Source organism: Actinokineospora globicatena (genome assembly GCF_024171945.1).
In the GTDB taxonomy this organism is placed as follows: domain Bacteria; phylum Actinomycetota; class Actinomycetes; order Mycobacteriales; family Pseudonocardiaceae; genus Actinokineospora; species Actinokineospora globicatena.
Map to the genome: position 1 here is coordinate 1,519,663 of NZ_JAMTCR010000002.1, position 23,460 is coordinate 1,543,122.

The 23,460-nt window shown below is 67.4% G+C and carries 24 protein-coding genes and 1 pseudogene; 3 read left to right on the top strand and 22 right to left on the bottom strand.

The annotated features are described in order from the left end of the window. Nucleotides 1–44: 44 nt before the first annotated feature. Nucleotides 45–422 (top strand): sunset domain-containing protein, encoded by a 378-nt coding sequence (locus LV79_RS07330; protein ID WP_253833385.1) that lies wholly within the window; start codon nt 45–47, stop codon nt 420–422. Here the strand turns inward: LV79_RS07330 and LV79_RS07335 are convergent. The 8 genes from LV79_RS07335 to LV79_RS07370 form a co-directional block, all read right to left on the bottom strand. After that, complete coding sequence (locus LV79_RS07335; RefSeq protein WP_253833387.1) at nt 403–1,563, bottom strand: hypothetical protein; 1,161 nt, start codon at nt 1,561–1,563, stop codon at nt 403–405. The genes LV79_RS07330 and LV79_RS07335 overlap by 20 nt on opposite strands. After that, the gene (locus tag LV79_RS07340; protein ID WP_253833389.1) at nt 1,560–3,446 is read right to left on the bottom strand and encodes a hypothetical protein; all 1,887 of its coding nucleotides are present in this window, start codon (nt 3,444–3,446) and stop codon (nt 1,560–1,562) included. Before LV79_RS07340 ends, LV79_RS07335 begins: the two co-directional genes overlap by 4 nt. Beyond that, on the bottom strand, nt 3,443–4,291 hold the full coding sequence (locus tag LV79_RS07345) for a hypothetical protein (RefSeq protein ID WP_253833390.1): 849 nt from the start codon (nt 4,289–4,291) through the stop codon (nt 3,443–3,445). The genes LV79_RS07340 and LV79_RS07345 overlap by 4 nt, the downstream gene beginning before the upstream one ends. 91 nt (nt 4,292–4,382) lie before the next feature. Continuing rightward, the gene (locus tag LV79_RS07350; protein WP_253833392.1) at nt 4,383–5,015 is read right to left on the bottom strand and encodes a Crp/Fnr family transcriptional regulator; all 633 of its coding nucleotides are present in this window, start codon (nt 5,013–5,015) and stop codon (nt 4,383–4,385) included. A gap of 154 nt (nt 5,016–5,169) precedes the next feature. After that, the gene (locus LV79_RS07355; protein WP_253833394.1) at nt 5,170–6,228 is read right to left on the bottom strand and encodes a 2-oxoacid:ferredoxin oxidoreductase subunit beta; all 1,059 of its coding nucleotides are present in this window, start codon (nt 6,226–6,228) and stop codon (nt 5,170–5,172) included. Then, a complete protein-coding gene (locus tag LV79_RS07360; protein WP_253833396.1) occupies nt 6,225–8,126 on the bottom strand; it encodes a 2-oxoacid:acceptor oxidoreductase subunit alpha in 1,902 nt (633 codons plus the stop codon). Before LV79_RS07360 ends, LV79_RS07355 begins: the two co-directional genes overlap by 4 nt. Nucleotides 8,127–8,363: 237 nt before the next feature. After that, nucleotides 8,364–9,128: an enoyl-CoA hydratase gene (locus tag LV79_RS07365; protein ID WP_253833398.1), complete on the bottom strand. Its 765-nt coding sequence runs from the start codon at nt 9,126–9,128 to the stop codon at nt 8,364–8,366. Between the two features lie 11 nt (nt 9,129–9,139). Then, entirely contained in the window at nt 9,140–9,589 is a 450-nt protein-coding gene (locus LV79_RS07370) for an Lrp/AsnC family transcriptional regulator (RefSeq protein WP_092777529.1), read from the bottom strand. Nucleotides 9,590–9,663: 74 nt separating this feature from the next. On the opposite strand from LV79_RS07370, the gene ddaH reads away from it, so the two are divergent. Next, nucleotides 9,664–10,521 (top strand): dimethylargininase, encoded by an 858-nt coding sequence (gene ddaH / locus LV79_RS07375; RefSeq protein WP_253833400.1) that lies wholly within the window; start codon nt 9,664–9,666, stop codon nt 10,519–10,521. Between the two features lie 205 nt (nt 10,522–10,726). Here ddaH and LV79_RS07380 read toward each other — a convergent pair whose 3' ends face one another. From LV79_RS07380 to LV79_RS07440, 14 genes and pseudogenes are all read right to left on the bottom strand, one after another. Beyond that, the gene (locus LV79_RS07380; RefSeq protein WP_253833401.1) at nt 10,727–12,094 is read right to left on the bottom strand and encodes a tyrosine-type recombinase/integrase; all 1,368 of its coding nucleotides are present in this window, start codon (nt 12,092–12,094) and stop codon (nt 10,727–10,729) included. Then, a complete protein-coding gene (locus tag LV79_RS07385) occupies nt 12,091–12,285 on the bottom strand; it encodes a helix-turn-helix transcriptional regulator (RefSeq protein WP_253833403.1) in 195 nt (64 codons plus the stop codon). The genes LV79_RS07380 and LV79_RS07385 overlap by 4 nt, the downstream gene beginning before the upstream one ends. A gap of 8 nt (nt 12,286–12,293) precedes the next feature. Next, nucleotides 12,294–13,856: a replication initiator gene (locus LV79_RS07390; protein WP_253833405.1), complete on the bottom strand. Its 1,563-nt coding sequence runs from the start codon at nt 13,854–13,856 to the stop codon at nt 12,294–12,296. Then, on the bottom strand, nt 13,853–14,263 hold the full coding sequence (locus LV79_RS07395) for a hypothetical protein (protein ID WP_253833407.1): 411 nt from the start codon (nt 14,261–14,263) through the stop codon (nt 13,853–13,855). The genes LV79_RS07390 and LV79_RS07395 overlap by 4 nt, the downstream gene beginning before the upstream one ends. Further along, nucleotides 14,260–15,654: an FtsK/SpoIIIE domain-containing protein gene (locus LV79_RS07400; protein WP_253835877.1), complete on the bottom strand. Its 1,395-nt coding sequence runs from the start codon at nt 15,652–15,654 to the stop codon at nt 14,260–14,262. Before LV79_RS07400 ends, LV79_RS07395 begins: the two co-directional genes overlap by 4 nt. 223 nt (nt 15,655–15,877) lie before the next feature. Continuing rightward, nucleotides 15,878–16,216 (bottom strand): helix-turn-helix domain-containing protein, encoded by a 339-nt coding sequence (locus LV79_RS07405; protein WP_253833415.1) that lies wholly within the window; start codon nt 16,214–16,216, stop codon nt 15,878–15,880. A 36-nt stretch (nt 16,217–16,252) separates the two neighbouring features. Next, nucleotides 16,253–16,528 carry a hypothetical protein gene (locus tag LV79_RS07410; protein WP_253833417.1) on the bottom strand — a complete coding sequence of 92 codons (276 nt, stop codon included), beginning with the start codon at nt 16,526–16,528 and terminating at the stop codon, nt 16,253–16,255. A 41-nt stretch (nt 16,529–16,569) separates the two neighbouring features. Next, nucleotides 16,570–16,905 carry a hypothetical protein gene (locus tag LV79_RS07415; protein ID WP_253833425.1) on the bottom strand — a complete coding sequence of 112 codons (336 nt, stop codon included), beginning with the start codon at nt 16,903–16,905 and terminating at the stop codon, nt 16,570–16,572. A 2-nt stretch (nt 16,906–16,907) separates the two neighbouring features. Then, nucleotides 16,908–17,354 (bottom strand): hypothetical protein, encoded by a 447-nt coding sequence (locus tag LV79_RS07420; protein ID WP_253833427.1) that lies wholly within the window; start codon nt 17,352–17,354, stop codon nt 16,908–16,910. Nucleotides 17,355–17,460: 106 nt separating this feature from the next. After that, nucleotides 17,461–18,666 (bottom strand): helix-turn-helix domain-containing protein, encoded by a 1,206-nt coding sequence (locus tag LV79_RS07425; RefSeq protein WP_253833430.1) that lies wholly within the window; start codon nt 18,664–18,666, stop codon nt 17,461–17,463. Continuing rightward, nucleotides 18,666–18,968, bottom strand: a complete 303-nt coding sequence (locus LV79_RS07430) for a putative quinol monooxygenase (protein WP_253833431.1) — start codon at nt 18,966–18,968, stop codon at nt 18,666–18,668. Before LV79_RS07430 ends, LV79_RS07425 begins: the two co-directional genes overlap by 1 nt. Nucleotides 18,969–19,107: 139 nt before the next feature. Further along, nucleotides 19,108–19,314 (bottom strand): annotated as a pseudogene (locus LV79_RS34770) (UTRA domain-containing protein); the annotation flags it as partial. A 335-nt stretch (nt 19,315–19,649) separates the two neighbouring features. After that, complete coding sequence (locus LV79_RS07435) at nt 19,650–19,967, bottom strand: hypothetical protein (protein WP_253833433.1); 318 nt, start codon at nt 19,965–19,967, stop codon at nt 19,650–19,652. Nucleotides 19,968–20,161: 194 nt separating this feature from the next. Beyond that, nucleotides 20,162–21,514, bottom strand: a complete 1,353-nt coding sequence (locus tag LV79_RS07440) for an AAA family ATPase (protein ID WP_253833435.1) — start codon at nt 21,512–21,514, stop codon at nt 20,162–20,164. Nucleotides 21,515–22,663: 1,149 nt separating this feature from the next. On the opposite strand from LV79_RS07440, the gene LV79_RS07445 reads away from it, so the two are divergent. Then, entirely contained in the window at nt 22,664–23,446 is a 783-nt protein-coding gene (locus LV79_RS07445) for a siderophore-interacting protein (protein WP_253833437.1), read from the top strand. The last annotated feature ends 14 nt before the right edge of the window (nt 23,447–23,460 follow it).

A 23,460-nucleotide genomic window follows, 5' to 3' on the forward strand; every position in this document is an offset into this window, starting at 1 on the left:
CGCGAACGCGGTGGGGAGCGTCGGCGGCACTGAGGAGGCATCCGGTGAGGCGACCGGTTCTGTGGTGCGTGCTGTCCTTCCTGCTCGGTATCGCCCTCACCTGGCGCTACCTCACCCGCACGCCCCCACCCGCCCCGCCCTGGGTGATCCCCACCCCCAAGGTCCGCATCCCCCTGCAGTCCCAAGCCGCCCCGGACGACGAGTTCACCCAGGTCTCCGGCACCCTCGAAGACGCCTTCACCGCCGTAGCCGCCCCCGCGGGCCCCGACGGCATGGCCCCCTCCACGGACTACACCGTCAAGGGCACCCACGGCATCTTCCACACCACCGAATCCCCCGCCTACCCCACCACCACAGCCACCGTCTGGTTCCGCACCGTAGCCGACGCCGAACGCGCGGGCTTCATCCCTTGGACGGAGTAGCGGGGTCGTCCGGGTCGTCGCTGTCCCCGGTGTCTTCGCGGTGGTCGTCGACCGGGCCGTCGTCGGCCGTCTCGTTCTGCGGTGCCCACTCGTCCACGCCGTAGCGGTCGCGAGCCTTGTCGGCGAGGTCGGGGTGGCCGTGCTTGTCGAGGGCGTCGACCAGGGTCCGGCCGAACAGCGCGTTCCCGTCGTCCTCCGGATCGGGCAGCAGGCTCTCCGGCGTCTCCATGGGCTCGGCCGGGCTGTCCACCACCCCCGCGCTGTCCACCACGAACACCCCCGGGCCTGCGAACCCGTTCCCGTGGAACGGCTCGTCGCGCGCGGGCCGCTGGTCCGCGGGGACCAGGTGCTCGAAGGCCTCGTCGATCTCCTTGTCGTTCGCCGCCGCGGACAGCCGGGCCAGCGAGCCGATCAGGTCGACGGTCTCCTGGACCTTGCTGCTGTCCTTGGCCAACCACCACACGACGGTGCTCCCGACGCTGGCGAGCACGTCCTCGCCCAGGTACGACCGGACCGCGCGTTCGTTCTCGATCCGCAGCTCGCCCAGCAGCCGCTCCCGGCGCAGCCGCACCAGTTCCCGCAGGTAGATGCTGTGCTCCTCGTCGATGGTGACCGCCAGGTCGACGGCCCAGGCCCGCACGGTGTTCGAGCCGTCGGGGGTCGCGGTGCTCAACGCCGCGGCGAGGGCGTGGTGGACGGTGGTGTCCTCCTCGGGGTGGTGCGCCCGCGCCACCTGCCGGGCGCGGTGCAGCACCGCCTGGACGGCCAACGCCCCCGGCTCGGCGTGCCCGTTGGCCTGCTGGTGCCACAGCACGGTGCAGGAAAGGGTGAACGGGATGCCCTCCACCGAACTCGGCAGCCGCACCGAGGTCACCGGACGGCTGGCGGGCGGCGGCGGGGTCACCGGCACGTGCCGCGGTTCTGGGTCGACCGGGGGCTGGAAGACATCCTCCTGCCAGCCGGGCCGACGTCGCGGGCCGAAGTGCTTGTCGGGGCGGAGCGCGGCGAACCCACCAGCCACCAGCAGCACCGCGATCAGCACCCCGGTGACCCAACCTGGCCACTCGAACAACGCGCCTGCGGCGATCGGCAGCACCAACGCCGCCACGACCGCCACGATCACCTTCGTGTCCTTGCTCATCCTCGTCCTCCCGATTCGGTTCCGTGCATCGCCTGGTCGATGAGCCGCTGGAGTGTGGTGGCGCGGGCGATGGCCTCTTTGCGCTCCACCGGGTCCACTTCACGGCGGACCCGATCACGGGCGAGCACGTACAACTCGTTGAGCAGCGCCACCCGGCCCGCGCACGCGCTCACCACCAGGCCCGGGTCCTTGCCGATCCACTCCCACAACACCCCGGGCTCGACCACCCGGGTGCTGTCAGCGAACATCCGTTGCCACAGCACCGACAGATCGCGCCGGGTGCGGTGCCCCACCTGGTCGGACCGCAGGTCGAGCGCGAGCAGGATCGCCAGGTTCACCGAGTCCATTTCCTTTGTGGACAGACGATCCAACAGCCACAGCACATAGCCCTGCGCGAGCACGAGGTCGATCAGTGCCTTGTGCGCTGCGGCCGCCACCGCGGCGTCGGTGTGCCTGGCGAAGTGGTGCAGCCGGACCATGGCCTGCGTCGGCTGATTGGGTGCGATCTCCTGGGTGCACATGTCGATGAGCACCCGGGCCAGCTCCGCGTCCCGATCGGACTCGAGCGATCGGAGGTAGACGAAGCGCCGGAACTCCATCGACCACCGGGCATCGCGCAGCCCGGCCGCCATGACCCGCCTGGCCAACTCGGGTCGGCTGCCCTCGCGTGCCCACCACCGCGCCAGGTTCCACAGCGGGACGGCGGGCCCGGAGCTGAGTTGGGCCTCGGCGAACCGGTCCGCCAACCCGGCCGCTGCTTGGTCGGACAGGTGCGAAGAGATGGCCACGTCCCGCACCCACACGACCATCTCCTGGCGCAGGGTCGGGAAGTAGGTCCAGAAGTGCCCGCGCAGCGCGGTGTCCAGTGCGACGTCGGTGAACTCCACCGTGCGGTGGCCCGCGACTCGCAGGTGGGCCGCTGCCATCCGCTCGGCCAGGTGCGTGCCACCGAGCACGTGCGGCTCGGCGGGCGATACCTTGATCATGTTGTGCAGCGCCGACTCGGCCCACACCAGGGTATCGATCGGCGCACCGGGCAGGAACGCTGCGGCGACGAGCAGTGCTCGTTGCGCCGCGTGTTGCTCGCCGGAGAACAACTTCTGCGCTTGTGCCGCGCGGTCGAGCCGGGCGGCCACCGCCTCGCGGAGCCAGTCGGTGACGGTCTTCCACGGTTCGAGGTCGCGGGCCTTGACCGCGTACCTGGCCAGTTCGGCGATGTGGCCGACGGAATCGGATTTCAGGCAGTGCGCCAGCCGGTGCACCCTGGGCAGCTCCGCCGGGAGTTCGATCCCCTCGACGGCCAGGTGTGTCCGCAGGACAGCGGTGCCGTCGGGGCGGCCGATGTCGACGCGCACCGCTGCGAGCGAGTCGGGTAGGTGCCGCACCTGGTCGGGGTGCACGATCACCACGAGGGTGGCGCCCTTGGCCGCCGCTACCGCTTGGTACGCCTCGAGTTCGGAGCGCAGCGCGGCCACCCGGTCGTCACCGGAGTCACACAGGTCGAGCAGGAAGCGCTCGCCGTCGTGCAACTCGTCGGGATCGAGCGCACGGCCGTTCTCGTCGGTGCGATCGTCGACCACCCGCAGTGTGTCGAGGTGGTCGGTGCCCTTGTCCGTCAGCACCATGAACGCCGCGGTGCGGGTGCCCGCCTCGCTCGTCCCCACCAGCACGATCGTCCGCGACCGGGCGAACGGGTTCGTGGGGTAGCCCGGGGGAACGATGAAGGTCCTGGCCCGCCTGCGGATCTCGTCGGCGGCGATGAACCACTGCCTGCGGGGCTCGTTCGGCGCGAAGTTGTTGAAGGTTTGGTTGTACTGGTCCCCGGTGCCGGTGTTGACGTTCTCGGGCTGGTAGAAGTCGAGCTTGTTCTCGGTGGTGGTCATCGCGGGCCGCGGTGGTCGCGGACGCCGTTGATCTGGTCCCCCGAGCCGGTGTTGACGTTCTCCGCTTGGTGGAAGGTGTAGTTGTTGTTGTGCGTCTGAGCGACGTCCCGGCCTGCCTGGACGACCTTCCCGTGCACGTGCTGCGCGGTGTTGGTCGTCGTTCCGGCGACGGGTTCCACCGCGGTGGCCGCCTCTGGTTCGGCGGGTGGCAGGAAGCCGCGGCCGAGCAGGTCGCCGGTGGGCACGGGCACTCGCAGGTAGGCCAGGTCGCTGTAGGTCTTGACCTTGACCGGGACCTGGACGTAGAGGTCCGCGGGCTCGTTGGCGTACCCGCTGGCCACCGCGTCGTGGTACGCGCGCCCGGACACGATCGCCGCGACGTGCGTGCTCGGTCCCGAGCGGGTCAGCAGGTCGCGCACCGGGGTCGCGTCCAGCAGTCGGTGCGCCTCGACCCTGGCGACACCGCTGCCGTCGCTGGCCAACTCCTGCCCGGAATCGGTCACCGGTCCAACGTGGACGGTGACCCGCATGCGCAGCGGCACCGGGTCCGCGGCCACCTCCGCGCGGTAGGCGAGTTCGCTCTGCAGCACTCGCAGGAACGGGTTGAGCAGCCGCGGCAGGACGCCGGTGTGCAGTCCGACCACGTACCCGTCGCCGGTGCTGAAGCCGAACAGCCTGCTGTTCCAGTACTTGTCGAGCCCGCACCGCTCGAACACGGTGTTGAGCACCACGGGCACCAGGTCGGTGATCTCGGCGTGGTGCACGCCCGGCACACCGCTGAAGTCCTTGATGTCGACCACCAGCAGCGCCCGGTACGGCGGCAGTTCGGCCCCATGGACGGCCACGTCGTCCTCCTCGTCGTCGGTTCCGCGACGAGCTTGGCCATCCCGGGGTGGGCGGGTTGTCCGGCTCCGGACAGACTGGGTGCGAGCTGGGTCACACCCCGGCGGCGGTCCGCAGCACGGCGTGGTCGGCCACCGCCAGTCGTGGGCCGGGCAGCAGCGCTCCGGCGTCCTTGAGCCGCTGCAGGTGCAGCGCGACCGTGCTGCGCGACATCCCCAGCGCGTCGGCCAGTTCCTGCTGGGAGAAGGGGATCCGGTCGCGGTCGGCCACGGTGCGGTCGGCGAGGGCCACCAGTTCGAGCAGCAGCCGCGCGAGCTTGCGCTCGGGCCGGAAGTGGATCAGCGCGACCTCGTAGGACCCGGTCTGCGACAACTTCGCCATCGTGTAGTCGGCCAGCACACCCTGGCTGCCCTGCTCCTCCAGGAAGGTGTTGAACCGCTCGGCCCGCACCACCCGCACGGTGCACTCGTCGATCGTCTCCACCGTCGCCGTCCGCTGCCGCGACGGCGTCCGCACCGCGATCTCCCCGAGCAGGTCACCCGCGCCGCGCAATGCGAGCAGCAGTTGGCCCCCGTCCGGCTCCGTGCCGAACACCTTCACCCGACCGGACACGAGCGCCAGGACCGTCGTCCCCGGCTCCCCTTGCCGCAGCAACGGCACTCGGGGCCGGTGCACCCGCGGCACCCCCAGTTCCAGCAACCGCGCCCACTTCGCTTCCCCCAGCATGCCGCGAAATCCCCGCGCACCCTTGTTCACGCAGGATGAATACCGCAACACGCACCGTGATGGCGGGTGCCGCCCCCTGGTCACCCGTTCGCCGATGCCCCGCAACGGATCGAGCCCCCCACCGCGGGCGGTGAGGGGCTCGATCGGTGGGGCGCTAGGCGATGACGGTCCAGGTGTCCTTGCCGTGGAGGAGGGCGTCGAGGTCCGCGGGGCGGGTGGCCTTGGCGTCGTCCACCTGGGCGCGGGCTTGGTCGTCGTAGGTGGGGCGGGTGACCGAGCGGAAGACGCCGGTGACGGTGTGGCTGAGGTCCTGGGTGGAGAGGCGGGAGAGGGCGAAGGCGTAGGACGGGTCTTCGGTGTGCGAGTCGTGCACGACCAGGGCGTCCTCGCCGACCTCGCTGACCTTCGCGACGGCCAGCGAACCGAAGCCGGAGCGGATGACCCCGTACTCGCCCTCCGCGCCGAAGCGGATCGGCTTGCCGTGCTCCAGCGGGATGAGCCTGCGCTCGGCCTCGCCTGCCTCCTTCAGGATGTCGAAGGCGCCGTCGTTGAAGATGGGGCAGTTCTGGTAGATCTCGACCAGGGCCGAGCCGCGGTGTTCGGCGGCCTGGCGCAGGACCTCGGTGAGGCCCGCCCGGTCGGAGTCCAGCGCGCGCCCGACGAAGGTGGCCTCGGCGCCCAGTGCCAGCGACACCGGGTTGAACGGGTAGTCCAGCGAGCCCATCGGCGTGGACTTGGTGACCTTGCCCGGTTCCGAGGTCGGCGAGTACTGGCCCTTGGTGAGCCCGTAGATCCGGTTGTTGAACAGCAGGATCTTGAGGTTCACGTTGCGGCGCAGGGTGTGGATCAGGTGGTTGCCGCCGATGGAGAGCGCGTCGCCGTCGCCGGTGACGACCCAGACCGACAGGTCGGGGCGGGCGGTGGCCAGGCCGGTGGCGATGGCCGGGGCGCGGCCGTGGATGGAGTGCATCCCGTAGGTGTTCATGTAGTACGGGAAGCGCGACGAGCAGCCGATGCCGGAGATGAAGACGATGTTCTCCCGGCGCAGCCCCAGCGACGGCAGGAACGACTGCACGGCGTTGAGCACCACGTAGTCGCCGCAGCCCGGGCACCAGCGGACTTCCTGGTCGGACTTGTAGTCCTTGGCCTTCTGCGGTTCGTCCGTTGTCGGCACCCCGGCGAGTCCGGGGAGCCCCAAGTCGATCGTGGTCATCCCGCATCGACCCCCTTCACGATGTCGGTGAGCACGTTCTGCAGCTCCTCGGCCTTGAACGGCAGTCCTGCGACCTTGGTGTAGCTGACGACGTCGACCAGGTACTTGCCCCTCAGGAGCAACGCCAGCTGGCCCAGGTTCATTTCCGGCACCACGACCTTGTCGTACGAGCGCAGCACGTCGCCGAGGTTGGCCGGGAACGGGTTGAGGTTGCGCAGGTGCGCCTGGGCCACGGAGTGCCCGAGCTTGCGCACCCGGCGGCACGCGGCGCCGATCGGGCCGTAGGACGAGCCCCAGCCCAGCACCAGCACCCGCGCCTTGCCGGACGGGTCGTCCACCAGCAGGTCGGGCACCGGGATGTTGTCGATCTTGGCTTGGCGCAGCCGGACCATCCGGTCGTGGTTGTCGGGCTCGTAGGAGATGTTGCCGGTCCCGTCGGCCTTCTCCAGACCGCCGATGCGGTGCTGCAGACCGGGGGTGCCGGGCACGGCCCACGCGCGCGCCAGCGTCTCCGGGTCGCGCAGGTACGGCCAGAACGCCGACCCGTCCGGGGAGTTGGGCTCAGTCGCGAACTGCACCGTCAGGTCGGGCAGGTCGGCAGCGTCCGGGATCAGCCACGGCTCGGACCCGTTGGCGACCGCGCCGTCGGAGAGCAGCAGCACCGGGGTGCGGTACGTGAGCGCGATGTGCGTCGCCTCGAGCGCGGCGGCGAAGCAGTCGGCTGGCGACTGCGGGGCGATGATCGGCACCGGCGACTCGCCGTTGCGGCCGTACATCGCCTGCAGCAGGTCGGCCTGCTCGGTCTTGGTCGGCAGGCCGGTGGACGGGCCGCCGCGCTGCACGTCGATCACCAGCAGCGGCAGCTCGGTCATCACGCCGAGGCCGATGGTCTCGGACTTGAGCGCGACACCGGGACCGGAGGTGGAGGTGACGCCGAGGGCGCCGCCGTAGCTGGCCCCGAGCGCGGCGCAGATGCCCGCGATCTCGTCCTCGGCCTGGAAGGTCGTGATGCCGAACTGCTTGTACTTCGACAGCTCGTGCAGGATGTCCGACGCCGGGGTGATCGGGTAGGTGCCGAGCAGCACCGGCAGCTTCGACTGCTGCGCGGCGGCGACGATGCCGTACGCGAGGGCGGTGTTACCGGTGATCTGCCGGTAGGTGCCCGGGGCGAGCTTGGCCGGGGCCACCTCGTAGGTGACCGCGAAGGCCTCGGTGGTCTCGCCGTAGTAGAAGCCCGCGCGGAACGCCAGCACGTTGGCCTCGGCGATGTCCGGCTTCTTGGCGAACTTCTCGCGCAGGAACCGCTCCGTGCCCTCGGTCGGCCGGTGGTACATCCACGACAGCAGCCCGAGCGCGAACATGTTCTTGCACCGCTCGGCGTCCTTCTTGCCGAGACCGGTGTCGGCGAGGGCGCCCTGGGTGATCGTGGCCATCGCGACCTGGTGCACCTGGTAGGCGGCGAGGGAGTCGTCCTCGAGCGGGTTGACCGCGTAGCCGACCTTGGTCAGGTTCCGCTTGACGAACTCGTCGGTGTTCACGATCAGGGTGCCGCCCGCGGGCAAGTCGGCGATGTTGGCCTTGAGCGCGGCCGGGTTCATCGCGACGAGCACGTCGGGGCGGTCACCGGGGGTCAGGATGTCGTAGTCGGCGAAGTGCACCTGGAAGCTGGAGACGCCGGGGATGGTGCCCTGGGGGGCGCGGATCTCCGCTGGGAAGTTGGGCATGGTGGAGAGGTCGTTGCCGAAGGCAGCGGCCTCGGAGGTGAAGCGGTCGCCGGTGAGCTGCATGCCGTCACCGGAGTCCCCGGCGAACCGGATCACCACTCGGTCGAGTTTGGTGACCGCGGCCGCCCGCGGGGTACCGGTGGCGGCAGTACCACCGTCCACACCTGTGCTCATGAGCTGCCGATCCCTCTCTCCTGACACCCGGACTGGCTGGTCGTGTCGCGTTCAACGGTAGGCATCGCCGGACCCCGGACCCGAGCAACGCGCTCCAGATCACAGTCCCGCACCGGACCCCCGACCCAAAGTATCGGGTAAGGGCCTGGTGCGGTCCCGGTGTGAGTGTAACCGGCGGTAACACTTATCCCGGATGGTGGGCGGCGCGGTTCGACCCGGTGGGACGCCGCGAACAGCCTACGGGGTCGCCGCCGCCGAGATCCTGGCCTTCATCTCCGCGAGGAGCTGGGCGAACGCGGGGGAGTCCATCGAGGTCAACTGCGCGGCCAGCTCGGTCTCGATCGCGTCGTCGTGGCCGGTTTGCGCCGCGGTGGCGCGCATCGACCGCTTGATCGAGAGCACCAGCTCCTTGGGCGCCCCGGTGGTGGCCGACGCGAGGTCGACGGCGGCCTGGACGAGCGCGTCGTGGTCGCCGTCGACGGTGCTGAGCGTCAGCCCGACCCGCTGCGCCTCGGCGGCGTCCGGGACGTGCCGGAACAGGGTCATCGCGGTCGCGGTCTGCGGGCCGACGAGCCGCTGCAGCATCCACGTCATGCCGCCGCCGGGGTGGATGCCCAGCTGCAGGAACCGGGCGTCGAACCGGGCCTTCGGTCCCGCGACGCGGACGTCGGCCGCCAGCGCGAGGTTCAACCCGGCCCCGACCGCCGCGCCACCGACGGCCGCGATGGTCGGCAGCGAGCAGCGGGCCACGGCCAGGAACCCGGCGTAGATCCCGCGCAGCCCCTCCTCGCGGGACTCGCCGAGCACGGTCAGGTCGGCACCGGCGCAGAACGCGGGCGGCGCCCCGGTCACCACGATCGCGGCGGTGTCCGGGTCGGCCTCGCACTCGGCCACCAGCTCCGCCAGGCGCGCCGACATGGGGATGGTCAGGGCGTTGCGCCGCGCGGGGTCGTTCAGGGTGATCACCGCGACGCCGCCGCGCCGCTCAAGCAGGACGGTCATGTCCGCGCACCCTAGCCGGGCTCGGGCGCGGGCGGACGCTCCAAAAGGGTGGACAGGACGACGGTCGAGACGGTCCTGGAGACCATGTCGACCGCGCGCAACCGCTCCAGCGCGTCCTCCAGGTGGTGGATGTTGGCCGCGCGCAGGTGCACGATCGCGTCCGCCGAGCCGGAGACGGTGTAGGCGGCCACCACCTCGGGCAGCGGTTCGAGCCGCTGGCGGATCCGGTCGGGGGAGACGTTGCCCTGGCAGTGCACCTCGACGAAGGCCTCGGTGCCCCAGCCGAGCGCCTCCGGATTCACCACGGCGGTGAACCCGCGCAGCACACCGGTCTCCAGCAGCCGGTCCACCCGCCGCTTCACCGCGGGAGCCGAGAGCGAGACGGCCTTCCCGATCTCGGCGTAACTCGACCTGGCGTCGGCCACGAGCTGTGAAATGATTCGCTGATCAATGACGTCCACACGCAACATTCTGCATGTTGAAGGGCGTCGAAGCGACATTGATGGCTGCTTTCCGGGGCTCTACATTTCGATCCATGACCTCGGCACCCGTGCGGAACCCCGCGACCACCCGCCTCGCCACGACGCGGCGGTACCTCATGTGCGCGCCAACGCACTTCGCGGTCGAGTACTCCATCAACCCCTGGATGGACCCCACCCGCCCGGTCAGCACCGCGGGCGCCATCGCCGAGTGGGAGGCCCTGCGCCAGACCTACCTGCGGCTCGGGCACACGGTCGAGACCATCGACCCGCAGCCGGGCCTGCCGGACATGGTGTTCTCCGCCAACTCGGGCACGGTCATCGACGGCGTCGTCCTCGGTGCCCGCTTCCGCGCCCCCCAGCGCGCCGCCGAGGCCGACTTCTTCCGCACCTGGTTCCTCGACCACGGCTACCGCGACATCGTCATGCCCGAGAAGATCAACGAAGCCGAGGGCGACCTCACCTGGACCGGCGACCTGCTGCTCGCGGGCACCGGCTTCCGCACCGATCCCGGCGCCCACGCCGAAGCCCAGGAAGTCCTAGGCGTCCCCGTGGTCTCGCTCCACCTGGTCGACCCCCGCTACTACCACCTGGACGTGGCGCTGTTCGTGCTCACCGAGGCCACCCCCACCTCCCGAGCCCACATCGCCTACTACCCAGAAGCCTTCTCCCCCGGCACCCAACGCCTCCTCCGCCGCCTCTACCCCGACGCCATCCTCGCCACCGCAGAAGACGCCGCCTGCCTAGGCCTAAACGCCATCTCCGACGGCCGCAACGTCATCCTCCCCAAGGAAGCCACCACCCTCACCACCCAACTCCACGCCCACGGCTACACCCCCCACCCCGTAAACATCACCGAACTCCGCAAATCCGGCGGCGGCCCCAAGTGCTGCACCATGGAACTCAGGGGTTAATCCGGCTACTGGGCGTGACTTTCGGTGGTGTAGCTCGGGGTGCAGATGGCCTTGCTGAACTGCGAAAACTCGGGTTCTGTCAGGTTTGGCCGTCTGTGACTGTCCGTGCCTGGTTGGGGCAGTTTGGCGGTGTTCGCGGAACCCTGACGGAACGGCGAAACGGCCCCCGGTTCGTCACCGAGAGCCGTTCTACCTGCGGATACCGTCACCCTAGCCATGCGTCGATCCGGCTGTTCGACGCTCCACGCTGCCCATCCAGGCATTGCGCGTACACCTTCAACAGCACGTCGACGGTGTGCCCCGCTCGTTCAGCGACCTCAGCCACCGGCACCCCCGCCGCAAGCCACATCGACACCGCCGCGTGCCGGAGGTCGTAAGGCCGCTTCGCCAGCGGTGACCTCGCCTGCTCGCCAAGCGCGATCACCCTCGCCCGCTTCCACACATCGGTGTAGACCGAGGGCGTGACGGGCTCGCCTTTGATCAACCCCCGGAACAGTCGCCCGTCCCAGGTCGTCCCGAACCGCTCGATGTGCTCGCGCAGGATGGCCACGAGCTGAGGTGGGATCGGCACTACCCGAACCGCGCCCTCTGCCCGCCGCTTGAGTACGCGTTCCTCCCATCGGTCCCCGGTGTCGCTGTACCGAGGCGTTGTCAGCGAGGCTGACTGAGACAGCACGAGTTGCCCCCAGCCTGTCTCGGGGAGCGTGCAGTCCTCTAGGCGCAGCCGATTCGCCTCGGCTGGCCGGAGTCCGGCGTAGTAGAGGGTGGCGAAGAACGCGTAGAGGTAGTCGTACCGGCCGCCGTGTCCCAGCCGCCCGACGTAGGTCACCGCGGAGAGCAGTTGGCGAGCTTGAGCCGGATTCGCGACAACCCGGGGATCCACCTCCACGTTCCCCTTGGACTTGGTCTTCAGCCCGTCCAACGGGTTCTTGCCCAGCTCGCCGAGGTCCACCGCGCAGTCCAAGGCATGGTGCAACGTGCCCCGCCTGGTGCGCGTCGTCCAAGCCGCCGCAGGCTTGCCGTCCAGATTGCGACCCAACGCCCGGATGAGGTTGGTGACCTCCACCTTGTCGGCCAAGTCCGCCACCGGCCGCGAATTGGTGATCACCCACTCGGCGGTCTCCGAGTCGACGTCACGGGCATTGCTGGGCAGCAAGCCCATCGTCAACGCCCGCCGGATCTCCCGCGCATCCGGAGCCGACTTCGAGGGATGCAGGAACGCGCCCACCGCCGTAGCCAACGCATCCACATACCGCCGCCGAGTATTGGGCGCCGCGTCGTCCCACTCGATGTCGATGAACCGCTGAACGACCTGCAATAGCGTCCGGCTGTTCGCTGCCCGATACATCGACTCAGGCAGCCCACTGGGGATGTCGAACGCCTCGCCCTGCTTGGCCGCAGCCTGCAAGTCGCTGAGGTGATTGATCGCGAGCGCCTTGGTGGGGAACCACTCCGAGTGCTCACGGCCAGCGGTAACCCACCGAACTCCATACGGTCGCGGGTACTTCGTCCCATCCTTGCGCGGCGCCCGCACCTTGATCGACCAGAAGTGAACCTGACGCGTCGGCTTCACGCCGCCGACCTCTGCTGCGCCGCCAACCAGTCGAGCAAGCCGGACTCAGGAAATCGCAGGTGCCCGTTGGGCAACTTGAAGGCCGGAGGAGCAGCGTTCACCTCCCGCCACTCATACAAGGTGTCGCGACTGATCCCGAGGTACTCGCACAACTCCGGCGTGCTGAACAGCTTCTCGAACTTCGCTCCCATGACTCCCCCTAGGCCGCAGTTGCTGAAACATCAGCCGCCAGTAACGCGGCGTCGTATTCGGCTCTCCAACGGATGCGCTCGGAGATGGCGTGCATCAGGAGGTGCACGCGCGGGGGGACGGAGGGGTCGCCGGGTTTGACCTTGTGCCAGGTCTGTTGTGACCGGTCAGGTTCGGGTTTGACGATGCCGATCGCTGCTAGGGCTTGGGTGACGAAGGCTCTGCGGTCGGCTTTGTGGTCAGCCAGGGTCTTCCCGGACCACTTGCGAGACACCAAGACCCGGCGTCCTGGCAGCCCCAGAGTGGTTCGGCGGTGTGCTCGCGACCGGCAGTGGCCGGGGGTCGTGCGGCTGTTCGCGCTCAAAGGCTGGATGCCGTAGAGCAGCCAGACCGCGCACCGGGGCGAACAGGGGGTGATGGCCAGCTCCGCGTGGAGGCGGTCGTGGTGAGCCCGCTGCCGTTCGGTGTGGGCCTCGATTACCTCGCCTGTGGCCTTGGTGAGGTATTTGGTCAGGTACCCGATGTGGCGTCCTGCTTCCTCGCTGCCGCCGAGGATGCCTTTGGAGTGCACTTGTGCCCCGAAGGTCGCCACGTGCGCCGGGTCTTGGACCTGGTCGAGCGCGTCGCCCCAGGGCGTGAGGGGTTGCTGGCTGTCTGGGTCGACGAACCGGCCATCGACCCAGACCGGGAGCCGGTCGCTGTAGACCGGTTCGTTGTGGGGTGGCCACCAGATTTGGAGGTAGGTGGCTGCGGTGACCTGCCGCAGCACCTCATGCGAGATCGAGCCCCGCACCGCTGCGTGCAGGTGCGGCGCTACCCGTCGCTGGGGTTCGACGGTGGCGAAGTATTGGACGTCCCAGCCGACGACGCGGCGGAGGTTCTGCCACCACCGGTCGACCAGGGAGGCGAAGTGCACCGCGTCCCTGGCAGCCCGCCGATAGTCGTACCGGTCAGGATTGACCGGAGTCCCGTCATCGCGAACAGGGCCGTAGCTGTCACAGGTGAGCGTGACGAACATCGACGGTCGGAACCCGCCCGCGTACTCGCGCCCCACTGTGCGCCGTTCCACCTTGCGCCGAGGCAGGTTGGGCGCGTCCTGTCGCCGCTTGGTGGACCGAACCGGAGCCCGGTGGGGCTGTGCATCGGGGGAGGGGAGCCGTCCCCGGACGCCGAGCTGGTGGAGCTCATCGTCCAGGGAACGGATCTCTTCCCGCAGGTCATCAGCATCCGCGCCCACCGCCGTCTGATACTCGGCGACCAGGTCGGCGCGCCGTTCCATCAACTCCCGCTGCTCAAGCGACGGCTCCGCGAGGACGGTGACGGGTTCTTCGGTGAGGTGCCAGCCCTCACGGCACTGGGTCATCCTCAGCGCCCGGGCCTTGCGCGCACAGGGCTGGCACACCGACTCCACCGTCGACCCGCACGGCATACCCACGTACCGGGTGCTGCCGTCGGCCCGGTCGGTGACTTCCATGGTGAACGGCCGCACGCACACCCCGTGCTGTTCCGCCGTTGCCCTGACGACGTCAGCGGCCAGTGGTCCCCGTTCGAGGGTGATGACCTGTGCGGTCATGCGGTCTCCACGGCTTGCCAGCGGAGCCAGTGCAGCACCCATTCACCGGTCCTGTCCGACTCGACCCCGTGCAACCGCGTCGGGTCCAGCGGCGCGACGACGGTGATCGGCGTGCCGTCAGACAGTTGGGCGTAGGCGCGGGCCTGCGGGTCGTCATCGCAGTAACGCAGCACCAGCGTCGCGTGGTCGAGCGTGTCCATCCACGCCAGCAATCCCGCGCACGCCTTCGGCTGATCCGGAGCCGGGACGAACACCTCAACCCGCCCCGGGCTCTCCCCAGCCGCGTGGACACCGAGACTGCCCACCACCAGCTGCCGGTGCCTATCGGTGTGCGCGCGCACCGACGCGGCCGCGTGGTCGATCTGTCCCCACGAGACAGTGACAGTGGTCTCCAGTGTGGCGGTCATGCTGCTTGTCCTCCATACGTTGTGTGTTCAGGAAAGGGAATGACGGTCGCCGCTGTGCCGGTGATGAAGTGGCGCAGCTCGACCAGGTTCGAATCAGTCACGTTGAACACGCGCGCCCGCACCGGGTCACGCTGACCGTCCTGCTTGACCCAGGCCACACCCGGAGTCGCTTCGGGGATCTCGTGCGCGTTGGCACCCCTGGCCCTCACACCGTCACCGAGCACCATGTCCACCTGGGTGTGCTCATCCAGCCGCATCGCCACCCGGGTCGGGAACAGATGCCGGAACGGCACGACCTCCTTGCGCGGGTCTTGGACGAACCCCAGCACCGCGAGTCCTGGTGCGCGGCCTTGGGACGCGATGGTCTGCAAGGCCCCCTGTGCGCGTTCGCGGAGCCGCCTGTCAGTTTGGTAGGCGATCAGGTCGGCCAGTTCATCGACCACCAAGAGCGTGAACGGGTCACCGGTCTCTGGGGACCACCCGCGTCGCACCCCGCGATACGACCCAGCCCGTTCCCGCACGTCAGACGCGGTCTGTTCCAGCAGGGTCACCGCGGCTTCCCCACCGTCATAGACGACCCTGTCGAAGACGTCAGGGACCTGGCCAAGTTCCATCCCACCCTTCGGGTCCACCCCGACCAACCGCACCGCCCCGGCCTTGACCATCGGCGCCAACGCCCAGATCACCGACCACAGCAGCGAGCCCTTACCCGCTCCGGTTACCCCCACCGTCAGGACGTGGTTGCCCAGCAACCGCACCCGCCATGGCTTGCCTGTCTCAGTCCGCCCCACCGGTACGCGCCGCAAGTCCACGGCCTGTCCCAGCCCGGGAAGCACCACAGGCGAGGCCAACGGGTCGGAGTGCACCAAGTCCAGTTCGATGGTCCCCGGCTTGATCACCCGGACCCGACAAGAGCGAGCCCGGAAAGAGTGCGCCAACCCGGAAGCCCGCGCTTCCCACTGCTCCGGCGCCTGCCCTTTCACCATCCGTACCCGGACCCGGTCCCGCCACCCCTCCGAGCGTGTCCGCCGCAACCGGGGCAGGTACTCACGGCCCTTCGCACGCGCATCCAGGCTCGCCAACCGCATGACCGTCCGCCATTGCCACGCATAGACCGCTGCCCGCCGCACTTCTGTTCGCGCCCAACACATCCGGACGTCAAACCGGCCCTCGGCTCGCCACCACCACACCGCCACACCCACGCCGATGACGACGGCCACCGAGCCCACCACCCACGGCCCGCACCACACCCACAGGCCAAGCCCAACCACGCCAGCCGCCACGGTCGCCGGGTAATACCAACTCGCCCGCAACGCCCGGACCGCCAACCACACAGCCACCCAGACCGCCGCAACCGGCAGCAGCACGACCTTTGCCTTACCAGGCAACAACGTCCACCAAGGCAGCCGAGGCCGAGCCACCTCCAACGGCGCCGGATCAACCCACCTACCCACGCGACATCACCACCCGATGCGGTACCTGAAATGAGATCGCCAAGACCCTGGCCACAACACCTACGATTTCCACGTCTGCTCCCTCACGAGCCGACAGGCACAGAAGCGGGCACTTGGGGGCACACCACGTGACCCGCTTCTGTGCCCACAAACGAAACGTTCAACGAGAACGACGAAGTTCGTCGACTTTCCGATGCAGATCCTCGACAAGACTCACCAAGCGCGCTTGTTCTTGTGTCCACGCCACGAAGAACTCCTGTGACGGGTTCTCCGGCGGTTGCGCCGGCTTGGGGACATTTCCGAGCGCGACGTCCAGCAAGTGCGACGGATGCAGCCCCAGTGCGACCGAGATCGCCTCAAGAGTGCGCGCACTACGCCGCCGCTGGTTGGTGTCGTACTGCAACTCCCGCACGATCGCCTGCGACACCTTCGCCCGCTCCGCCAACTGCCGCTGCCGCCACCCCAACACCGCCAGCCGGTCAGTGATCACCTTCGCCACACCGGCCCACCCCGCAGGCCCTCCGCGCTCCAACCCTCAGTCCTTGTCCCTGAACTGGAACACCTGAAGCCACCGACACGCCTCAATCACCCCATACGCGGTGGCGTCGAGGCTGTCGATCGCGGAACCCTCGCCGAAGCTCTCCTTGGCGAAGCTCTCCTTGACCTCCCGCGCGTAGTCGATGAGGTCATCAAGATCGGAAACCAAGGTCGGCACGAAGGTGGGCCAGCCCTGCCCCATCTCCACAGCCCGCGCCCGCACCTCCGCCGTCGTCTGCGGCGCCCTGGACAACATGAACTGATCCCCCGCCACCGGAGCCACCTTCAGCACGTTCCGCGCACACCCCACCTGCCTCACCTTCCCGACAGCGGCGAGAACACATCCGCTCCGACGGGAAGTACGCCCGACAACCGCCGCGACGGGTCAGCGAAGAACCCCGTCTGAGCAGCCGCCCACGCCGACCACTCCCGCCCCTGCGCGTCAAACGCCTCCGCCGCCGTCACCAACCCCGCGACCAACCACCACGGGCACCCGGGCACAGCGGCCATCTCCCGCCACAACGCCCCCACATCCCCGGACGCCTCCGCCACACCCTCCGGTCCCGTCCAGCCATATCGGGCGTAAACCGCCTCCCACTGCTGCACCAACCCCGGCGGCATCTCCGGCACACAGCACGACGCGTATCCCATCTCTACGCCGCCTTGCCAGCTACGTCAGACGCCTTCCCGCGCGACCCACCGGCCGAAGCCTCCGCGAACCCCGCCGCCCGGTAGTTGAACGACAAGTACTTGAACTCCCCATTCCCCGACACCCGAGGCTCCGCCGTCAACCCCACCAACTCCACCGGCCGCATCCCCGGCAACACCTCAGCAGTAGTCGGCACCGGCTGCACATCGGCCAGCAGCGTCACCTCAAACGACGCCCGCTTGGCATTCGTCTCACCCGGGTCAGTGACCGTCGCCTTCCACTGCCGCTGTCCGGTCACCTCGTCGATCCGCTGCCGCGTCGGCCGCCCCGCAGCCCTGTCCTCCCGAGACTGGTACTCCGTGTCCGGGCCCACCTGCCCCACCAACACCAACCCCTGCGGAAACGCCACCGCGAACTCCACCGGGAACCGAAACCCCTTCGGCATCGCCATCTCGACCTCGCTGTTGTCGCTGGTTGTCCCCCTGCCAACGCCAAGCTACCCGCACTCCGTGTGCGAGTCAACACTATGAGTGCGGGTAGCGTACAAAATGTGCGGGTCAGATGGTCGGGCTGATCGTTCCGGAGAGTTCGGCCAGGTCAGGGTTGGCAGGATCAGCGCGCAAGGCGTCTGCCAGGACTTCACGGGCAGACGGATGGTTCTGGACCTGCTCCGGCGCGACCCGCAATGCCTCGCGGAGGACGGAAGCCACCAGATCGGGTGAACGCCGCTGGTTGTGAGCCCGTGCGACGTCGATCAGCAGGCGGGCTTGCCGCTCGGGCGAGAGGTTGGACGTGTCGGCCTTGCCAGCCACCCGTAGCGCTCGGCCAGCGTCACCGAGTTCCACAGCGATGTTGACCTCGTGGAGCAGCACGTTCGTGGGACCGAACTCGGTGTTGTAGTCGTTGCGGTCGACCTCCAGCGTCCGGGCCAGCGCCGCAGCCTGGTCGAGGTAGCCGTAAGCCTCATCGCCCTCATTGCCGCGAGCAGACGCCACCGCGAGCTGGAGGTAGAGCGCACCGGTCAACGCGAGCGCCTCGTCCTCGCCAGACGCGACCAGGCGGGACAGAGCGTTGATCGCGGTCATCGCCGCGCGCTTGGCCAGGTCGAGCTTGCGAGCACCCTGGAACACGATCGCCAAGCGGAACGCGCCCGCCGCCATCAACAACGGCTCATCAGCGTCCTCTGCCGCCGAGATGGCCCGGTCGACCGCCACCCAGGCCGCGCCGACCTCCCCGAGTTTCGACAGGACACCCGCGGCTGCCTGGTACGCCTTCGCCTTGGCGACGCACATCCGGCGCCGGTCCGAGCCTGCTGTCTTGCGGGTGGCGTACTCCAACTCGGGGATCAACGTCCCCAGCAGCTCACTCAGGTTCTCGTACTGCGACCCGTGCGCGTACTCCCACGCCTGATCCGCGCTACGCCCCAACCGCTCCACGTCCACCGGCGACACATCGGACAGCACCGCATGGAGAGCGTCGCTCGAACACAACGCCAAGCTCAACGACGTGGCCGCCCGGGGCCTGGTGGTCGCCGCCACCACGTTCGCCTCCGGCGCCAACTCGGCAAGCTCGATCTCCAGCGCCTCCGCGACCGCCTCCAGCACCGACATCCGATCGATGCGCCGAGCACCCCGCTCAACCTGACTGACCCAGCTCTCCGACCGGCTCAGCATCTTCCCCAGCTGCCCCTGCGTCAGCCCCCGCTTCCCCCGGTGGAACGCGATCCGTCGACCTAGTGCCTTCTCGTCACCAGGAGACGACATCACACCCCCTTGCCAGTCAACGAGGTCAGGAACTCCACCCGGAAGTCCGCCAGGTACTGCGCCCGCTCAGCCAAGAACTGCTTCGTGTGCGCCTGCTCCTCATGCACCTCGAACGCTGCCCTGTCCGCGTACACCTCGTAGAACACCCGCGACAACGGCGCGTCCGCCACCTCGTGCACCGCGTACACCAACGTCCCCGGCTCAGTAGCGATGATCTGCGGCAACGTCTCCGCCACCAGCGCATCAAACCCCTGCGCAGCCTGCTCGTCCCGCAGCTCGAACCGCACCACCAACGCCCACATGGCGCCTCCCATCCATCGAGGTCGCACATATAGTACGTGCCCGCAGCGCTGGTGCGGAACGCTCGCAGGCGGCAAGGGGTACCGGGGCTGGCGGCCTTGGCCACTTGAGGCGTGAAGGGTGGCGGTCGAGCTAGTGCCGCTACTCGATCAGATAACCCTGATCGACAGTCCAAACGCCAGGAGGGTAGGTCGCCTCCGCGAACTCCAACAGCCTGTCGTCCTGGTCGTACACGGTGTGCCTGGACACCAGAACCGCGGCTTCGCCGGGCAGCTCCAGCGTCTCGCGCTCCTCATCCGTTGCCGCACGAGCCGCAAACTGGTCGTACGCATGTGCCGCAGTCCGGCCGGTGACGACTCGATGTAACCCACCGAGCCCCTCTTGATCCGCTCGGAAACAAGCAGGTCCGGCGCTACCTCAACTATAGTGCCGTCTGCCTACGAGACCGACATCTCCACTGGCTGATCAGCGTCGTTGTGCATCACCCGCAGCGACATCCAAAAGGAGAATGCGCAATACTGTTTTTACACCAGCATCCCGACTTTCTAACCAAGATCTAGGGCGCGGCTCCATCATCAGTGCGTCGAGGTTCTGCGCATTGCTCGTCCCTCGACGAGGTCGAACCATGTGACATATAAACGTTTGCGTGACGGTGGATCAACCTAGATAAGTGGTTAGAGTCCTCACTGCGTGAGGCGCTCAAAGCCTTGGTCCGAGCAGCACCCAGAAAGCCAAACTAAACAGTCTTCGCCGACTTCGGTGGGGTTAATCCATTGCAATCCGCCAAGCTTCTTGTAACGTTCCGCCAATGCGCACAGATAGACGCGTTGCTTGTTGTCCAGCGAGATTACCGCGATGTTTAGCAGTAGTGCGGCCTCTGTCAGGTGGGCGTCTTTTTCGATGGCCGCTCGGATATGCGGATCTTCGACCCTTTTTAACACTCTTCGAAAGTCGGCAACTTTGCGATCCTTGAAGTGGCCGACTCTACGTCGGGATTCCATGCTGGCAAGCCAACGTATCATGAATCTACTGGAGTGTCTTACCCACTCCTCATTCAGCGAAGGAGTCATGCAGATCCCGATAGGCCCGGATTTCAATCTTTGTACCAACTCGTACGAGTGATGGAGTCCGATTGCGGGGGGATTTCCGAGCGCCTTTGCCACCGATGCGTCAATTATGGTGTATCCCGAAAGTTTCACTTTGACGCCTCCTCGACAGCCATGATGAAGTCGAAGTCGGACTGCTCTGCGACATCATCGAAATCTACTGGCCAGTCGCCAAATCGTCCATACTCGTCGATTTCGGCACTGTTCATGCGACTAAAACCTGACTCGCTATCCCTGTAGAACCAGTTGAGTCCGACCAGGTTTGGCGAGATTTGACGACGTGCAATCGCAGTTTGTACTGAACGAATGAGTAGCGAGCTGTGTGTTTCGGCAACCACGCGAACACCGCGATTGGCGGCTTCGACAAGCAGCAGTCCGAGGACCATCTGGGCTTTCGGGTGTAGATGAATTTCGGGCTGCTCGATATAGACGATCTGATCCTTCTCTGCAGCGTGCAATGCTACAAGAATTGGTAGTACTTGACTGACGCCGAATCCGACATCGGCAATGTTAACAAGATCGTGCGCGCCGCTCGATTGCGCATTGGGGAGTCGCCCGACCCGGAGTTCAACTCTAACGTCATCAACTCTATGCGCCACTACTTTCCAGGTCAATCCAAGTCGCTGTAGATCGGTGTAAAGTCTCGCCGCCTTACCTTTGAGCAATTCGTCTCCAGTTTGCCACGCGTAAATCAAGCTAGCCGCATACTTCTCCATAGTCCCCGGAAACTCGGACGCCGTCGCCGAAGCTGGGTAGACCCGCTCCGGATTCCCTCTGAGTCCAGGAACATGAATAATGGATGCGAGCATCTGGACGATAGCTTGGTCGCCAAGAGCTACTGCGGGAAGTGCCAATTCGGTGCCCTGTCTGATATTCAATGCTACCCTTGCTTCAAGGAAACATCGATTTCTTACAACGGAGCCATGAAGATCGGCATCGACGTTCAATTTTCGCTTCCGGCGACTACCATGCACATTTCTGTGAACAGACTCGAAGATTTTCGCCATCTCGGTCGGAAAGACTGCCATAACCTGATCGTGCGTCATGTTTGGCGTAACTTCGACTGGGCCTGCGGCGGTATTGTATGAAGTTCGAGCTAGCCTAAGAGCCATATTGCGGTCTCTTTCATAGCTATTCCGAACGCTTCGTTCGTTGTAGTCGATACCGATAGTGAATCGCTTTACGGTAGAGTCTTTGCTCCTGCCTCGACTGAATGCCTGAGACCAATCGGTCAATTGAACGTTGGGACCGTGCATGAGTAGCGGGCCCGGATCGAAGGTTGACTCAAGCGTCTGCTTCAGCATGAGGAATGGTTGCATGAAGCTGGATTTTCCAGAACTATTCGTACCAGATATCAAAGTGAGTGGCTTGATGTTTAGATTAATGTTCTCTCTAATCGCCTTGTAGCCTGCAAGGCGAAAAGAAATTTCTGCGGTTTCCATTCGATTGAATCCTGCTCGTCGGGTTTTCGGGCGGTTAGTTGCATTCATGCAGGCAGTCTCAGGGCGTGAGTTTGGCTGCTGAATATACCTCTACAGGATCAAGGCCGCGCCGCCTGCGCGGCACGGCTCGCGGAGGGCCTGTCGCGGTTGGGGGCGGGTCGCGTCCATCGCGCCACGGCGCGGGCTGCCGCTTCGCTACGCCCGCGCAGGCGCGCGGCGCGGCACCGGCGTGGGCTGGGTGCGCGCCGCGCCGCACAGGCAACACGGGTAGGGCAACTCTCATTCGGACGCGGGCAGTTGGCCGAGGCAATGCGGAGCTGAGCTGAGAGGTACCAGGGGCGCCCCGCCCCTGGACCCCTGGGAGCCCGTGGCACGGTTCGCGCCCTACCTTGATTGGCGGTGCCTGGTGCTTCGGCGCGAACCGTGCCACGGGATCGACCTTTGGTGGTCGCTGGGCGAGGGGGAGGCCACAGGGACGCATCCGTTCACCCCTTCGTACGCACGACGCTGTGAGGGGGCGATCGCTACTGAGCGCATGAGTGTTACAGCAGGCTGTAGCGATTGTGCGACGCGGCGTAGATCGAACCCGCCTAGAGAGCGCGGAACCAGGGCGGAACGGCAAGCCTCAGAGGATCTTGAAAAGGTGCGTTTCCGCAGGTCGCGGAGGTCCTGATGTCTGATGGTCAGACCTGCACCATGGAACTCCGCGACCGAACCTGACTACGCCAACGAGTAGGCGAAGTGGGCAGCTATTAGGCCGAGGATCGAGAGGGTGTGGGCTCGCCTTGGCTCGGTAGGTGGAACGGCGGCAGCGTCTACTGGTCGTGTGGTCGGTGGTTGGACGCTGGTGTTGAGCGGTGAATTGTCGTACCCGGGTGGTCCACTTTGCGGGAGGCCGTTACAGCCCGGTGGAAGTTGGGCACTTCTGGGCCGACAGTTGATCGTGGGAGGACGAAGATGAGTGGTGTTGTTCAGCCGGTGAAGCCGCAGGTGCCGGTGTTCCGCAGTGGGGTTGCCGTTGAGGTGCCGCAGGTGGTTGGGCCGGTGCGGCGGGTTGCGGTGGGGAATCCGGTGTTCAGCGCGGCGAAGGGGAACTAGCGGGGGAGCCGGTTCGCGACCTCGCGGCGTTGACCGCGAGGATGGGGGGCGATGAGCACGCAACCCGAGGCCCGTAGGCGCTCCCGCAGGCAAGAGACCCGGCTGTGGCGTGTCCCGGTGACCCGGGTCGAGCGCGTCACGCCGCACATGGCGCGGGTGACTGTCGCGCACGAGTCGTTGGCGTCCCTTGCCGGGGCGAGCACCGACCAGAACGTGATGCTCTACCTCTACCCAGAGGGCACCGAGCTCCCCGAGCCGCTCACCCTGGAGTCAGCACGCGGATTGTGGGCGCACACCAGGCCGCTCACCCGGACCTACACGATCCGCAGGCACGATCCGGTGGCCAATGAGGTCGACTTCGACTTCGTGCTGCACGGTGACGCGGGCCCGGCCTCGGCGTGGGCGTCGCGGGTCCAGCCGGGCGACGAGATGATCTTCGTTGGGCCCTCGCCCGCCTACCAGCCGGACCCCGCGGCGGACTGGTACCTGCTCGCCGGGGACGAGACCGCCATCCCCGCGATCGCCGCGATCCTGGCCACGGTGCCGCAGGACAAGCAGGTCCTGGCGTACATCGAGGTGGCCGACGCCGCGGAGGAGCAGCCGGTCGACGGGGTCACCTGGCTGCACCGCGACGGCGCCCCCGCGGGCCAGAACACCGTGCTCGTCGACGCCATCCGGGCCGCCGACCTGCCGGAGGGGCTCCCCGAGGTGTGGATGGCCGGGGAGCGGTCGGCCATGCTCGCGGTGCGGGCGCACCTGCTCGATGACCGCGGCTACCCCCGCCAGCGCGTGCGCCCCACGACCTACTGGCGCCTCGGGGAGAGCGGCAACTGATCGACTGTCCGGTT